Below are 14,736 nucleotides of genomic sequence, written 5' to 3'. Positions count from 1 at the left end.
TCCAGGGGAAATTATGATGGCAAGGACGGTATTTTTTAATAAATCAACTGGCAAAATTTGTTATCGCTCTTTTTTGGCGCTGTTTCTGACCGCAGCAACTCAGTCAGCTTTTGCTGAAACTGCTTATGATTTCGATGAATCATTTGTAAAAAATTTAGCTGGCGTAAAAGTAGATGTTTCCCGCTACGCAACAGGTAACCCCATTGATCCCGGCGTCTACACGCTGGATATCTTTTTAAATGGCCGTCAGATTAGTCGGGAGAATGTTCAGGTTGTACGTGAGGGAGCAGGTACTAAGGCCTGTCTTTCCTATGATCTGGTAAAAAGCCTTTCCATTAAAGATACGGTATTCAGCTCTGAGCAAGCTGAAGAGTTACGTTCAGGTAAGCAATGTATAGCACTGGAAGATGTGGTTAAGGAGAGTCATGCCGCAATCAACTCCGCTGATATGCAGATGGACATCTCAATTCCACAGATTTATCTGCTGCGCTCAGCACGTGGCTATGTCGCTCCAGAATTCTGGGATAAGGGCGAAACGGCGTTAACACTTAACTATGATACCAACTATTACCGCTCTGTTAACGACGGACGTGAATATGACTCATTTTATGGCAGAGCGCTGGCAGGTTTTAACCTTGGCGGTTGGATGTTTCGTCATGATGGCTCATTAAGCTGGCGACGCCAGCAAGGTAAGGAGTCTCATCATTATAATGCCATCAACACCTATGTTCAGCGTGATATCCCGCAACTGAAATCACGCTTACTGTTAGGTGAAGGTAATACGAGTGGCGAGCTCTTTGATACCCTCTCATTCCGCGGTGCACAGATATCGACTGTCGATCAAATGTGGCCTGATTCACAACGTGGTTACGCACCAGAAATTCGTGGCGTTGCGCGTACTAATGCTCAGGTAACTGTATCGCAAAACGGCAGTAAAATTTATGAGACAACCGTTTCGCCAGGCCCCTTTAACATCTCTGACCTCTACCCTACCGGCTACGGTGGCGACTTAGATGTCACTGTCAAAGAAGCTGACGGCAGCGAAACGCGTTTTTCAGTACCTTATGCAGCTATGACGAGACTGAAGCGCCCGGGCATGACGTTCTACTCTGTGACGGGAGGTGTGTCGCGTAAAGACAACATGGCTTATACGCCTTCTGTTTATCAGGGCACCCTTCAGCATGGCTTTACCAATAGCCTGACCGGTTATACCGGTATTCTGGGATCAGATAACTATATATCAGCGCTGTTAGGCGGTGCATTTGGGTTACCGATCGGCGCTATCTCTCTTGATATCACCGGTGCTCAGACAAAATATGGCGATGAGAAAAAGCAGGGTGTGAGCTATCGTGCGACCTACAGTAAAAAGGTTTCTCAGACTGACACCAACTTTACCCTCGCAGCGTATAGATTTTCGTCATCGGGCTATTATAGCTATGATAATGCCCTGCAAATTAATAACTATTACAAAAAGAATAAAACTAACGGGAAAAATTATCTCTCCCGGCCTAAACAACGCTTTTCACTGACTGCCAGCCAAAATTTTGGAGAGTCATATGGGAATATATATCTTACTGGTTTCGTTCAAAATTACTGGAACAGTACCGGTACAAACACCCAATTTCAGTTAGGCTATAATAATAGAATTGGTCGCGTGTCCTATACATTATCAGCAAACCGATTATTATATTCAACCGGTGGGCATGACACGCAACTCTCACTCGACTTCTCTATACCACTTGGTAGTGAAAGTAAAAATTATGTAACCGGAAGCGCCACACATAATAAAGATGGTGTAACTGCGCAAACTGCAGTTAATGGCGTTCTAGAGGAGAATGATCAATATAGCTATAACGTAGGTGCTGCACGCGATATCGATAATAAAAAATCAGGTTCGATCGGTGGTCAATATCGTTCACCTTACAGCATGCTGACAGCGTCATATACCAAGGGAGAGGACTATTATTCAGCCTCAGCAGGTGCCAGCGGAACTGTGGTTGCCTTGCCTGATAGCATTAACTTTAGTGCCTATCAGTCAACTACGTATGCTGTAGTCAGTGCCGCTGATGCGGAAGGTGCTCGGGTGCTTGGTTATCCAAATATAGTGTTAAACGGAAACGGCAGAGCAATAGTACCTAATCTTAACCCGTACAGGATAAATGAACTGGCGATTGATCCGAAAGGTATTCCGCTTGATGTTGAGCTGGAGTCAACTCAACAGCGAGTTATTCCTGTTGAAGGTGCTGTAGTCAGACTGGACTATAAAACCACTAAGGGAAAACCACTTTTAATAAGGGCAAATCAGCCTAATGGCAATGCCTTACCTTTTGGTGCATCAGTTAATGATGAAAATGGCAATCTGGTAACTACTGTTTCACAGGGTGGTCAGATTTACGTCAGGCTGAATAAAGATGTCAGCCGCCTGCATGTTTCATGGGGGAAAACGGCAAATGACAATTGTCTGGTTAACCTTGAATCTGGTGCCGTTCAGTCCAGTGAGAATCAGACACTGGCGAGACTGACGACAACCTGCAGTAGCGATCAAATGCAGCCGGTACGGTACGCTTCTAATACCGACAACAAAGATACACAGGGTTAATGAGGTAATACCATGTTTTTAATTTCAGGAAAGAAAATAATGCGCCTCATTGGCTCAGTTTCATTAATGTTAAATTTTATGTTGATGGCTACTTTTAATGTTAATGCAGCGAATTCATCAACCGATGTAACGTTAACATGCAAAATAACATCAAGTACAACGTTAGTTGATGTGGGCTCATTGGGCATTAATATTTCAGCTGCTGTGCCAGTGGGTACGATCGTTTATAGCGGCACGGCAACCGCTAACTTTAAATGTGCCCTGGATAATCTGCAGCAGTTCATGGATGGATTAAGCGGTGAAGTTTATTTTAAGCGCAAGGCGATTGACGCGGGTGCCCTGGGTTATGGATTGACGTTATATACTGGCTATGGCGGAGAGATGAGTACTGATGCCGCAAGTATTGCAACCGGTATCATGATTAGTACTTATGCTTTAACCAGCGGCGGAACCGTGGGCACCTATACAGATGTCTCAATCAACGTACCCTATCAGATTGTAAAGACCTCCAACTCGATGTCAGCGTCAACTTCTCTTAAGAGCTATGTAAACGCTTTTGATGTTGGTTCGTTAATATCAGGTAAAGATGTATCATTCAACTTCACTAATATTAAAACAGGTATCACAGTTAAAGATCAGACTTGCTCAGTCGCCGGTGATACCAATCTGCCTGTACCATTAGGTAGTTACACGACAAACCCCAGTAGCGGTTTAGGATCAGGAATCGGCCAGACTAGCGCTACAACCGCGTTTAATATTCAGCTTAACTGTGAAGCACTTCTTTCGGGTTCGTTTGATGTGATGATGCAGTTGGATGGTGACGCGTCTGGCGGATTATCCGATTTGGGTGTGGTAGCACTTAATTCGACCTCAACAGCGAGTGGTGTCGGTGTACAAATCCTTAATGAAAATCAGCAGCCGATTGCACTTGCTACTCCATTTAACATTGCGACTTATCCGCTCTCATCTGCATTAATCACGGTGCCACTCTATGCACGTTATTATCAGACGGCTGCGAAAATAAATCCTGGCACGGCCAATGCAGTAGCAACGTATACGCTTAGTTACCAGTAATCAGCAGGGCTCTGCGGAGCCCTTCTTCATATTTTATCTACAGAAAAGGATTATCTGTGAATAAACCCAGGGAAAAAAACAAGCTCAGACTTGGTGTATCAGATGAAAGCCCATTTATTCTTTACTCCATTCAAAACATACTCGTAAAGGAGTTTTTAGAACTTGATATTGTTGCTTATCCGGTTGAAGCTTATCATTTACTGTCTGTTATCAGAGAGGATATGCCAGATATATTAATAACGGACTTTTGCTTTAATTTTGAGCGTAATGATGTCAATGGCGTGAGGAAAATAGAACAGATACATAAGCAAAATCCGGATTTAAAAATTATCATACTTACTGCACAAAACAGTCAGGCTATTTTGAAAAGTATATTACAAATCCCGGTCAATGCCATTGTGCACAAACGAGATGACATTCGTGATTTGGTCAAGGCATTCAATTGGGTTTGCTCATCCAATTCCGGAATATACTACTCAGAACAGATGAAGAATTTAATGCTCTCTGCACCCGCAGATCCGGCACAAACACTTTTATCGCCTTCAGAAGTAGAGGTTATTCGATTGTTCGCCATTGGATATAGCCTGATGGAAATAGCAAAAGCGCGTAAACGTAGCATAAGTACCGTTGCAACACAGAAATACAATGCTATGCGTAAGCTTCAGCTGCAATCAAATACAGATTTGATTAAGTATGTTTTTGCACAGGAACTCATTTAACTCCCCTAGCACAAAAAATTTTTATATACAGCGAAAATCATGAACTTTCATAATCTGAATATAGCAGTACTGGCACTCACCTGTGCTCCATTTTGTACATTCGCAACTAACCTGCAGCAAGCTGCTCAGGCTGCATTGAGCTATGACTCTGCACTACAATCCAGTCAGATGACCAGTGCAGCAGATAAACAAAAATACTGGCAAGGCATGGCCGGAATGCTGCCAACATTAACCCTGGAGGGAAACTGGGATCGTCAGGAACAACCTGATAAGAAATATCAGAGTGGGGTAACCAACCACAGCTACGATCTCAGCGTCAGACAACCGCTGTTTGATATGAGCAAGTATGCCGGATGGCGTAAAGGTGTTGCTATTGCCAACACGGCTGAAGCACAGGCAAAACAGGCTGAAGAGAAGTTACTTAGCGCTATCAGCAATGCTTATTTTACGGTGCTTTATCAGCAGGAAGTTTTGCAGGCCGCAAAAGCCGCCAGTCATAACTTTAAGCAACAAGAGCAAAAACTTCAGACCGGCTTAATCAATGGACAGAATACCCGCACTGAACTGGACGAGGCAAAAGCTAACTACGCTCTGGCACAGGCTAAGGAAATAGAAGCTGGCAATCAGCTATTGCTGGCAGGCGAGGCATTTCGCCGTTTATCAGGTATCAGTCCGGACACTGTAGAACCGGTGAATTTTCAGTGCCTGAAAGCATCGCCCTATTCTTCTCTGACCGATGCAATTAATGCCAGCCAGCAGCGTAATACTGATATTAAAATTGCGCTTTTTCAGAATGATCAGGCAGATGCAGATGTTCTTGCGGCTGACGGCGCACACATGCCCGTGGTCTCGCTCTATGCGCGATACGGCAAGAACTGGAGTCGTAATGACGACGACGACAATATTCTGTATGACGCAATCTTCGGGACGAACTCAAAGAGTAATAACCTGCAATATGGCGTAAACGTTTCTGTTCCGTTGTTTGCCGGCGGCAGTCAGGTTTCACAATCTTTTGAAGCAGCTTATCGTCGTCAGGCAGCAAAGTATTCCACGATGGAAGCACAACGCAAAGCGGCAACCGATACCCGTTCTGCCTGGCTTAGCCTGACCAATGGCAAAGCCTTAATCAGTGCTCAAAAGAATGCCGTCGACTCAGCACGTGAAAAAGTGGTGTCGGTCCAGTATGGCCGTGAAATGGGCTTCCGCACCGTTAACGATGAACTGGATGCTCAGCAAAAATATTACACCGCACTCAAAGATCAGGCTGAAGCACGATTAAGTTATCTCAATGCCCTGATCAATCTGGCGCAAAGCACCGGATCGTTATCACTCGACATGCTGAATTTTTTTCAGTGCCGTTAATCCCTTAATTATGATGAATCTATAAATGGAACAATCACTTTTCCGTCAGGAGGCGCTTGATGCCGCTAACCGGGGTAACCTGGGTATAGTGGCACTTTATTGTCCGCCCTATCGCTGGCTTGTTATTTCTGTGGTGATTTTTATTACTGCCGTTACAGCCCTGTTTTTCATTTTCGGCAGCTATACGAAATATGAATCTTCTACCGGAGAACTGCTGCCTGAGAATGGCATGTTAGTCGTTCCTCCGCCTGTAAGCGCAACCGTAGTGGATATTCCGGTTAAAGAGGGACAACTGGTCAACAAAGATGATGTTCTTATGGTGTTGTCATCCGAAGTCTCCACACAGATGGGACAGACGCGTCAGGTTATCGCCGAAAATCTGGTGGCTCAGCGGGAACGACTTCAGCAGGATCTTCAGACGCTTGCCAAATTACATGACGTCGAAATGAAAGGGTTATCCGACACCATCGCCAGTCTGAAACTCCAGCAGGAACAGCTGAGACTTCAGCTGACACACCGTCGCAAGCAGGTGGCGTTAGCGAAACTGCAACTGGATAAACTCAACGCTATGCACCTGGAAGGGTACGCCTCAAATCGTCAGCTGGAAGAGCAGGAATCCAATCTGCTCGACAGTCAGGCACGTTACCAGGAGTACCAGCGTCAGCTGCTGGACACGTCGCAAAAAATTGTTCAGGCGGAGCAGCAACTACATGAAAAGCCGCTGGATGATGAGAAAAAACGCAACGACATCGAACGGCAACTGGCAGATAACCGTCAGTCAATGGCAGAGAATGAAGCGCGCCGATCAATTGAGCTTCGTGCGCCGAAGAGTGGTTATGTCGGCATGATCATGGTCAAAAATGGTCAGATGCTAAACGCCGGTCAATCGGCAATCGCGATTCTGCCTCACAATACTAATCTTGTTGCCCGCATCATGGTCAATACGCAATCCATTGGCTTTATCCAGCCAGGTCAGCGTGTTGTGCTGCGCTATAAAGCCTTCCCTTACCAAAAATTTGGCCAGCAATATGGCAAGGTGATCGAGGTTTCGCGAACCGCCCTCTCTCCTCAGGAAGTCTCCACCTTAACCGGTAAAAATAATGTTCAGGAACAGCAGTACCGGGTTCTGGTCTCTCTGGATAAACAAACTATTTCTGCTTATTCGCAGAATGAAAAACTGAAGCCAGGTATGGCGCTGGATGCCGACTTTATTGTCGACAAACGTCGTCTCTATGAATGGGTACTGGAGCCGATTTTCGCGCTGGGACACAAAATTTCTCTCTGATTTAGAAGGTCTGTTCTGTGTTGTTATTAGAGAAACTCAATTTTAAATGGTTTAACCGCTTACCGATAATTCGTCAGTCACAGGCAGCCGAGTGTGGGCTGGCTTGTCTTGGCATGGTGGCTAATTATCACGGTCATCAGATCGACATGATCACGTTACGTCGCCAGTTCGCCACATCACTCAAAGGTGCCACTCTGGCAGATGTCATCGCTATGGCACAACAGCTCAATATGACTTCCCGCGCACTGCGAGTAGAAATGGAAGAGCTGTCTAAACTGCGCATGCCCTGCATTCTGCACTGGGAACTGAACCACTTTGTAGTGTTGAAGAAAGTACGCGGCAATAAGATCACCATTCACGATCCCGCGCGCGGGATCCGCGAACTGACATTTAAAGAAGCATCGACCGCCTTCACCGGCGTCGCGCTGGAGTTGGTTCCCTCTTCCACCTTTGAAGTAAAAGAAGAGAAAGAAAGCATCTCCATGATGAAGCTGGTGGGCAGCGTGACGGGGGTAAAGTCTGCCTTTGCTCAGGTGCTCATTCTCTCAATCGCACTGGAGCTATTCGGCGTCCTCGGCCCCTTCTTTATGCAGTGGGTAATGGATATGGTGCTGGTTTCTGCTGACTATTCTTTGCTGTCGCTGCTCGGTGTAGGCTTTATCATGATCGCGCTGTTTCAGACTATCGTTACAGCGTTGCGCTCATGGGTAATGAGCTGGTTCTCAAGCCAGCTCAGTGTGCAGTGGACCGTAAACGTCTGTCACCATATGTTAAAACTGCCGCTGGAATGGTTCGAATCACGCCACGTCGGAGACATTCTCTCTCGTTATGGTTCGCTTAATACCATCCAGAGTACGCTGACTTCCCGTTTCATCAGCACCGTACTGGACGGTGTCATGTCAATCGTCACGGTAGTGATGCTTTTCATCTATAACGCGCAACTGGCGTGGCTGGTCATTGGACTTTTTCTCGCCTATGCACTGCTACGTTTCATGGCTTACGATCCGGTTCGCCGCGCCAATGAAGAACAAATCATCAGCTCGGCCCGTACCCAGTCGTCTCTGCTTGAAACGCTGCGCGGGATCCAGGCGGTTAAAACCAATAATAAACATGTGCCCCGCCTCTCGGCATACATGAACTTTCTGGTGGATACCACTAATAAAGGCATCGTGATACAGAAGCTCAATATCCTGTTCGGTTCGGCTCAGGGACTGCTAACCTCAGTGGGCCGTGTAGTTCTGGTCTGGCTTGCTGCGCTGCAGGTTCTGGATGGCAACTTCTCTGCCGGTATGCTGACCGCCTTTATCAGCTTTTCCGATCAATTCATGAGTCGTGGTTCAGGTTTGATCAATGCCATCATCGATTTTCGTATGCTGAGAATGCATGGTGAACGCCTGGCCGATATTGTTCTGTCTGAAACAGAAGCCAGTTCTGAGGGCAATCGAGGTCTGGTTAGTAAAGAAACCGACAAGGAGACAGACGTACCTCAGGATATCAGGCTTATCAATATTCGTTTTCGCTATGCGCCGACTGAACCCTGGGTTGTCGATGGTGCGAATCTGGAGATTAAAGCGGGTGAGAGCCTTGCCATCGTGGGGCCATCCGGCCAGGGCAAAACTACGATGGCCAAAATTATTCTTGGCCTGCTACAGCCGGAAGAAGGCACCATCACCGTGGGTGGCATGGACATCACTCAGACCGGACTTGAACATCACCGTAATCGTATTGGCTGCGTAATGCAGGATGACATTCTCTTTTCAGGTTCAATCAGCGAGAACATCAGCTTCTTTGATAACGAGCCCGATCACGCAAAAATTACCCGCGTGGCCCGTCTGGCTCAGATTCATGGCGATATTATGAAAATGCCGATGAATTATCAAAGCCTGGTAGGTGATATGGGCTCGTTTTTATCGGGTGGCCAGTTACAACGTATCCTGCTGGCGCGCGCACTTTATCGTGAACCTAAAATCCTGGTACTGGATGAGGCCACCAGTCATCTGGATATTTATAACGAAGCGCAGATCAACAATGCAATTAAACAGATGAAGATCACCAGAATCATCATTGCACACCGTCCGGAAACTATCCGAAGTGCCGATAAAATCGTCCTGTTAAATAACGGTACGCTCAGCGAAGTCACGGCAGAGCAGTTATTTGGGCAGACAAAAAACCATAATGAAACGGAGATTACCCATGGATAAGACTATTTGCCGCTTCACTGAAGGCACAATTACCTTGCCGGAAGGCTACTGCGAGCGAACACTGAATACGCTGGCTGATACACGATCTGTTCTGCCACCAATCACTATTTCCCGTGATAAGTTAGGCGATCATAACAACCCGGAAGAGTATATCCTTAGCCAGCTCGCTATCCTGCAAAAACAGATGAAAGACTGGCAACAGGAAGCCCATCAGCCAGTGGTTTTGGGGGATAACCTGACTACGGGAATCATGATCAGTTATGACTTCCTGCGACCAGATAATCTTCGTCTTTATCAGAAACAAGCTTTATTCACGCTTAATATGGAAGATATATTGATTTTCTCTCTGTCGAAAGCGAGTCCCATAACCTCTACCGATATGCAGCTTTTCTCAGATACCCTGAAAAGCTTCCGTACCTGGTAATCTGCAGTGTACAGATAAAATAATCCGGAAGAGCATGTGCTCTTCCGGATTGCGTTTCAGCTTTCAGTCGATGCGTTCAGTAACGCTGACAGGTGAAGAGATAGGAGAGCGGCCCGCCAACCAGATAAGCCTTTTTATCGACCCTGATGATATCAAGCTGAAGATAACCAGGATCGAGAGTGATCTCAGCCAGCAGCAGATTAAACACGGCATCCGGCGTTGTATCATTAGTCGAAGTAATAATTTCTCTTATTTTGTAGCGGTAAGTGTCACTATCAATTTTATTACCGGCACTGAGCGCAATACGTCGATTAACCGTTGTTACTTCATCACCAAAAGTTATCTGCCCATTCAGTAATAAATATCCCGAATCTGAATTAATAAAACGTAAATCCTGGGAAACAGCAAACTCAATTTTTTTATTATCGTTGCGACTAAGATCGTAGCGGCTAAATGCTGAGCAGCGGAAAGGCAGCTCGTTTGTCCGGAGTTTAAAATAGTTAATGCCTGCAAAGATCCCCAGCAACAGCATAGCCAGCGTTAACGTCAGCGTAAGAGTGGCTTTTCGTTTCAAAACATTCTCCAGTCAAGATAGTAGAAGTTTTCGCAGGAAACGATATGACCACTGCTGTTCAGGTTACATGTGGAAAGAATGGTCCGGCCATAATCTTTAGTTGTGAATGCCGTGTTTTTATCGAAATAGATGCGCCGACCTGGTACACAGGATTGATTATTCTCTTTAAGCATTTCAAGAATTTGTTTATCCAGTGACTTTTGTTCGAACACATCTAATCCCGGAATAATAACCGCTTCGCAACCGCCTTCCAGTTTGATGTTACTCATAGAAGCACTCTTTTCAGCAGGCTGACGTACAGTGAAGTACCATAAAGCACTTCCAAGCAGCACCAGCATGATTAGGGCGAACAAGAGCTGTCCGAGATTCAGAGCCGATTTTTCAACAACATGCTCTGCGATAACAGGATTGGGTAGCATGGGCTGACTATCTGCGACAGATACCACCTGCTCCGCTGACATTTCATCAGCCTGAACCTGCGTCTCAACAAAAGCCGGAGAGGATTCGCGTTCTATTTTGATTTCAGTATTAAGTCGGATGCCAATTTTCGGAATGGTGATGATCAGGTTTTCACAGCCATACGCTGCAAGCGCTCTGCGCAGAATGCTCAGATACTGATTCAGATTGCTGTTTGATCCGCGCAGACCATATTTATCCCATACTTCGGTCAACAGGGTATCGCGCGACAGTATCTCACCTTCAGAATTCAGTAACTGTTCAAACAGCCGACCCGATGAAATACTCAGGCTCAGCGTTTCCTGAGTGGGAAGATGGCTTAGCGTACAGTCATCTGAATTGTAACTAATCTGATCATCGATAATGTAAATCATTAAGAAATCACTGAATTTGCGCTCATTTCCGACAGTATAATTCAGCTTATTTAAAGAAGCACTAAAGAGACCTGATAACCGGCCTTAAAGGCAAACTCCCCGGAAGAATGCAGGCTTCAGACTCACATTAATACTAATCAGTTAAGACAATATTAGCCTCAACCTCGCCAGCCTGGAACCTGTGCGGGTTAAGTGCGGTCAACCCTCTTAATTTGTTGTGAACCATAGATTTTAATCGCATCACGGCCTAAAATGTGACCATCCCTAACAGTGGTCACTGAATTTTTTAACCCACCTTTAATCTGCCAGGTTCTGACAATGACTCAATCCGTAACAGAAAATGGCACACGAGGCCCGCTCGGGCACAATGTGCGTGACCAGATTGTCGATGCTGCCATGCAGCACTTCGCGCATTATGGTTACGAAAAAACCACCGTCTCCGATCTCGCCCGTGCTATCGGCTTTTCAAAAGCGTATATCTACAAATTTTTTGAATCAAAACAGGCGATTGGTGAAGTGATCTGCTCTACCCGGCTGGCGATGATTATGCAGCACGTCGAAGCCGCGATCGCCGATGCGCCTGGAGCCTCGGAACAACTGCGGCGACTGTTCCGCACGCTTTCCGTCACAGGCACTGAACTCTTTTTTCACGAACGTAAACTGTATGACATTGCTGCCGTCGCGTCGCGTGACCGATGGCCGTCAGCAATGGCACACGAAGTGCGACTAATGAACCTGATCCAGCAGATCCTGCGACGGGGTCGTGAATCCGGTGAGTTTGAACGTAAAACCCCGGCAGACGAAGCGGCGGAGGCAATCTATCGGGTGATCAAACCCTATGCCAGTCCGGTACTGCTGCAATACAGCCTTGATGACGCTGAAGAAGCCTCTGCCCAACTGGCAGCGCTGGTCTTACGTAGCCTTGCGCCCTGAGCATTGCGCACGCTGTGACTATTGACTTATTTAGTCACAAGATCAACGATAGGACTCTGTCTGGTTATCGCTCAGGATTCTGATGCTGATAAGCTTATCTCTGTCTGCTGTATTACATCCCTGCGTTCATCTATCGCACCACCCTACGCAGCGTCTCACTCTTCGCGCTTCAGGCGTATATCCATCGTCTGCGGCAGCATTTCAATCACTGTCCGGACTTTCTACGGGAGTAATCCAATGAGTCACTTAGCCTCATCACAACGCATTGTCATTACCGGCGCGGGCATCGTCTCGCCACTGGGTTGTGGCGTTGAAACCGTCTGGCGGCGATTAACGGCAGGGGAATCAGGTATACGTACCTTGCCCGATACGCTTACTGCTGGCACCGGTATTTCAGTAGGTGGCAGCGTGCCGGGCATCGATGAAGATCCGCTGGCAGGTTACGACCCGGAGGCGTTCATCGCGCCGAAAGAGCGTAAAAAGATGTCGCGCTTTATCGAATTCGCGCTGCTGGCAGCAGAAGAAGCGCTGAATCAGGCGGGCTGGCATCCTGAAGATGAGGCGGCGCGTGAACGTACCGCGACGATTATTGCTTCAGGCGTCGGCGGCTTTGGTGCGATTGCCGACGCGGTGCGCACTACCGACGCGCGCGGTCCGCGCAGGCTCTCACCTTTTACAGCGCCTTCGTTTCTGGCCAACATGGCCGCCGGTCATGTCTCGATCAAACACCGTTTCACCGGTCCGCTGGGCGCGCCCGTTACTGCCTGTGCGGCGGGGGTTCAGGCGATTGGTGATGCAGCCAGGCTGATCAGAAGCGGTGAAGCGGACATTGCTATTTGCGGCGGCTCAGAAGCGGCGCTGGATCGCGTCACGCTGGGCTGTTTCGCGGCTGCACGTGCGCTATCTGTGGGCTATGAAGATCAGCCGCACCATGCCTCACGTCCGTTTGATCGTGACAGAAACGGCTTTGTGATGGCCGAAGGTGCAGGCCTGCTGGTGATTGAGTCACTGGCCCATGCCGAAGCACGCGGCGCGACACCGCTGGCGGAGATTGTCGGCTATGGCACCAGCGCCGATGCATACCACTTAACCGCGGGTCCGGAGGATGGCAGCGGGGCTGCGAGGGCGATGAGAACCGCCCTGCGCCAGGCGGGCATCAGCCCGGAGGACGTCCAGCATATCAACGCGCATGCAACCTCAACGCAGGTTGGCGATCACGGCGAGCTGGCGGCTATTCGCGCAGTGTTTGGCGATGATTCACCGGTCGCGATCGCCTCAACCAAATCCGCCACCGGCCATCTGCTGGGTGCGGCAGGCGGCATTGAGGCGATATTCACCCTGATGGCGCTGCGCCAGCAGCTTATTCCGCCGACGCTGAACCTCCATCATCCTGATGAAGCCGCAGGCAATCTGGACCTGGTGGCACTCAATGCACGTCCCACCGCGCTAACTTATGCCATGTCGAACGGATTTGGTTTTGGTGGCGTCAACGCCAGTCTCCTGCTGCGTACGTGGCAATGACTGCAGAGTGACAATTAAGCCCGCGCTGCCAGACACCCTCTCAGCGCGGGTAATACATCAGACGTTCTGAAAAAGCGTACACAGCTATTCCCAGTGTCCTGTGTTTATCAAAACACCCTCTGTACACCACTCACTTTATAAATCTGTACCTTTCCTGACAAAATTGCCGTTGCCTGGCCGTCAGCCCTTTTCTTTCAGCACTACAATTAATCGGATGAAAACAACTTCAGAGAACGTTGATGAAAATTGCAGCCTTCGATATTGGTGGTACCTCTTTAAAAATGGGTGTGATTGACGATCAGGGAAATATTCTGACCAGCGATAGTGCTGATATTTCCCATAACGCACGCGATAAAATACTTGATGAGATCCTGGCCTGGCTGGAGAAAAATCCCGGTTGTGCGGGTATTGCCGTCAGCACACCTGGGTATATTGATACAGACGCCGGTTATATTGCCATGGGCGGCACCATACGTGACTTTGACGAGTTTCATCTGAGCCAGTGGCTGACAGAAAAAACGTCTCTGCCTGCTACCGTCGAAAACGATGCACACTGTGCGCTGCTGGCGGAAAAGTGGCTGGGGAAAGCAAAAAAGCTCAACGATTTCCTGATGCTGACAATAGGCACCGGGTTAGGCGGAGCGGCCTTTTGCAATGGCGCCCTGATTCGGGGTGGACGCAACCGGGCTGGCGAGTTTGGTTGCCTGCTGACTTCGCGCCCCACCAGCAGTAATATTGAACGCCACACCATGAGCCAGAGCTGTACCATGACGGCTCTTCGGGAGAATTACAGCCAGCTCATCGAAAAATCTTCCGACGACGTCACGGGTAAAGATGTCTTTGACGCATACGATCGCAAAGAAGAAGCCGCGCAGCAGGTGGTGAATAAATTCTACCAGGATCTTGCAGCCTGCTTATATAACCTGTTCAGCGTATTCGACCCGCAGATGGTATTTATCGGCGGGGGAATTACTGAGCGCGAACCTTTCCTCGAGGAACTGGCAGAGCAGCTGGCAAAATATGATCCTGATATCCGCATAAATGCCGCGACCTACGGCAACGACTCCGGCATGCTGGGCGCAACCTGGAATTTCCTGCAGCGCCAGCCAGAAGAAAATGGCTTGTAGTTCAGGGCTTATGCAGGTTACTCCTTTCTGATAATTATGATGATTTATCTGGTGCGGTATTTAAAACGATAACCCGGTCATGACCGG

Annotated in this window: 12 protein-coding genes; 10 read left to right on the top strand and 2 right to left on the bottom strand. The window is 47.9% G+C overall.

The features are described from left to right. The first annotated feature begins 13 nt into the window (after positions 1–13). Genes NIM72_RS03050 through NIM72_RS03020 form a run of 7 tightly spaced genes read left to right on the top strand, consistent with a single transcriptional unit; the run spans position 14 to position 9,664 of the window. Positions 14–2,599 (top strand): fimbria/pilus outer membrane usher protein, encoded by a 2,586-nt coding sequence (locus tag NIM72_RS03050; RefSeq protein WP_253418624.1) that lies wholly within the window; start codon positions 14–16, stop codon positions 2,597–2,599. Positions 2,600–2,611: 12 nt separating this feature from the next. Next, the gene (locus tag NIM72_RS03045; protein WP_253418621.1) at positions 2,612–3,673 is read left to right on the top strand and encodes a fimbrial protein; all 1,062 of its coding nucleotides are present in this window, start codon (positions 2,612–2,614) and stop codon (positions 3,671–3,673) included. A gap of 56 nt (positions 3,674–3,729) precedes the next feature. Then, a complete protein-coding gene (locus tag NIM72_RS03040) occupies positions 3,730–4,392 on the top strand; it encodes a response regulator (protein WP_253418618.1) in 663 nt (220 codons plus the stop codon). Between the two features lie 39 nt (positions 4,393–4,431). Next, on the top strand, positions 4,432–5,754 hold the full coding sequence (locus NIM72_RS03035) for a TolC family outer membrane protein (RefSeq protein ID WP_161736323.1): 1,323 nt from the start codon (positions 4,432–4,434) through the stop codon (positions 5,752–5,754). 25 nt (positions 5,755–5,779) lie between these two features. Then, a complete protein-coding gene (locus tag NIM72_RS03030) occupies positions 5,780–7,039 on the top strand; it encodes an HlyD family secretion protein (RefSeq protein WP_161736322.1) in 1,260 nt (419 codons plus the stop codon). Positions 7,040–7,056: 17 nt separating this feature from the next. Beyond that, a complete protein-coding gene (locus NIM72_RS03025; protein WP_253418615.1) occupies positions 7,057–9,240 on the top strand; it encodes a cysteine peptidase family C39 domain-containing protein in 2,184 nt (727 codons plus the stop codon). Then, the gene (locus NIM72_RS03020; RefSeq protein ID WP_161736320.1) at positions 9,233–9,664 is read left to right on the top strand and encodes a DcrB-related protein; all 432 of its coding nucleotides are present in this window, start codon (positions 9,233–9,235) and stop codon (positions 9,662–9,664) included. Before NIM72_RS03025 ends, NIM72_RS03020 begins: the two co-directional genes overlap by 8 nt. 76 nt (positions 9,665–9,740) lie before the next feature. On the opposite strand, the gene NIM72_RS03015 is transcribed toward NIM72_RS03020, so the two are convergent. Continuing rightward, positions 9,741–10,238, bottom strand: a complete 498-nt coding sequence (locus NIM72_RS03015; protein ID WP_253418612.1) for a FidL-like protein — start codon at positions 10,236–10,238, stop codon at positions 9,741–9,743. Then, a complete protein-coding gene (locus tag NIM72_RS03010; RefSeq protein ID WP_161736318.1) occupies positions 10,235–11,068 on the bottom strand; it encodes a transcriptional regulator in 834 nt (277 codons plus the stop codon). The genes NIM72_RS03015 and NIM72_RS03010 overlap by 4 nt, the downstream gene beginning before the upstream one ends. Before the next feature lie 318 nt (positions 11,069–11,386). On the opposite strand from NIM72_RS03010, the gene NIM72_RS03005 reads away from it, so the two are divergent. From NIM72_RS03005 to NIM72_RS02995, 3 genes are all read left to right on the top strand, one after another. Beyond that, the gene (locus NIM72_RS03005; protein ID WP_253418609.1) at positions 11,387–12,001 is read left to right on the top strand and encodes a TetR/AcrR family transcriptional regulator; all 615 of its coding nucleotides are present in this window, start codon (positions 11,387–11,389) and stop codon (positions 11,999–12,001) included. A gap of 237 nt (positions 12,002–12,238) precedes the next feature. Beyond that, positions 12,239–13,522 carry a beta-ketoacyl-ACP synthase II gene (gene fabF, locus NIM72_RS03000; protein ID WP_253418606.1) on the top strand — a complete coding sequence of 428 codons (1,284 nt, stop codon included), beginning with the start codon at positions 12,239–12,241 and terminating at the stop codon, positions 13,520–13,522. 239 nt (positions 13,523–13,761) lie between these two features. Then, positions 13,762–14,649, top strand: a complete 888-nt coding sequence (locus NIM72_RS02995) for an ROK family protein (protein WP_253418603.1) — start codon at positions 13,762–13,764, stop codon at positions 14,647–14,649. Positions 14,650–14,736: the final 87 nt, after the last annotated feature.

The sequence above is a fragment of the Pantoea sp. B550 genome (genome assembly GCF_024158165.1).
GTDB classification, from domain to species: Bacteria; Pseudomonadota; Gammaproteobacteria; order Enterobacterales; family Enterobacteriaceae; genus Pantoea; species Pantoea alfalfae.
This window is presented reverse-complemented; position numbering and strand designations above follow the sequence as displayed.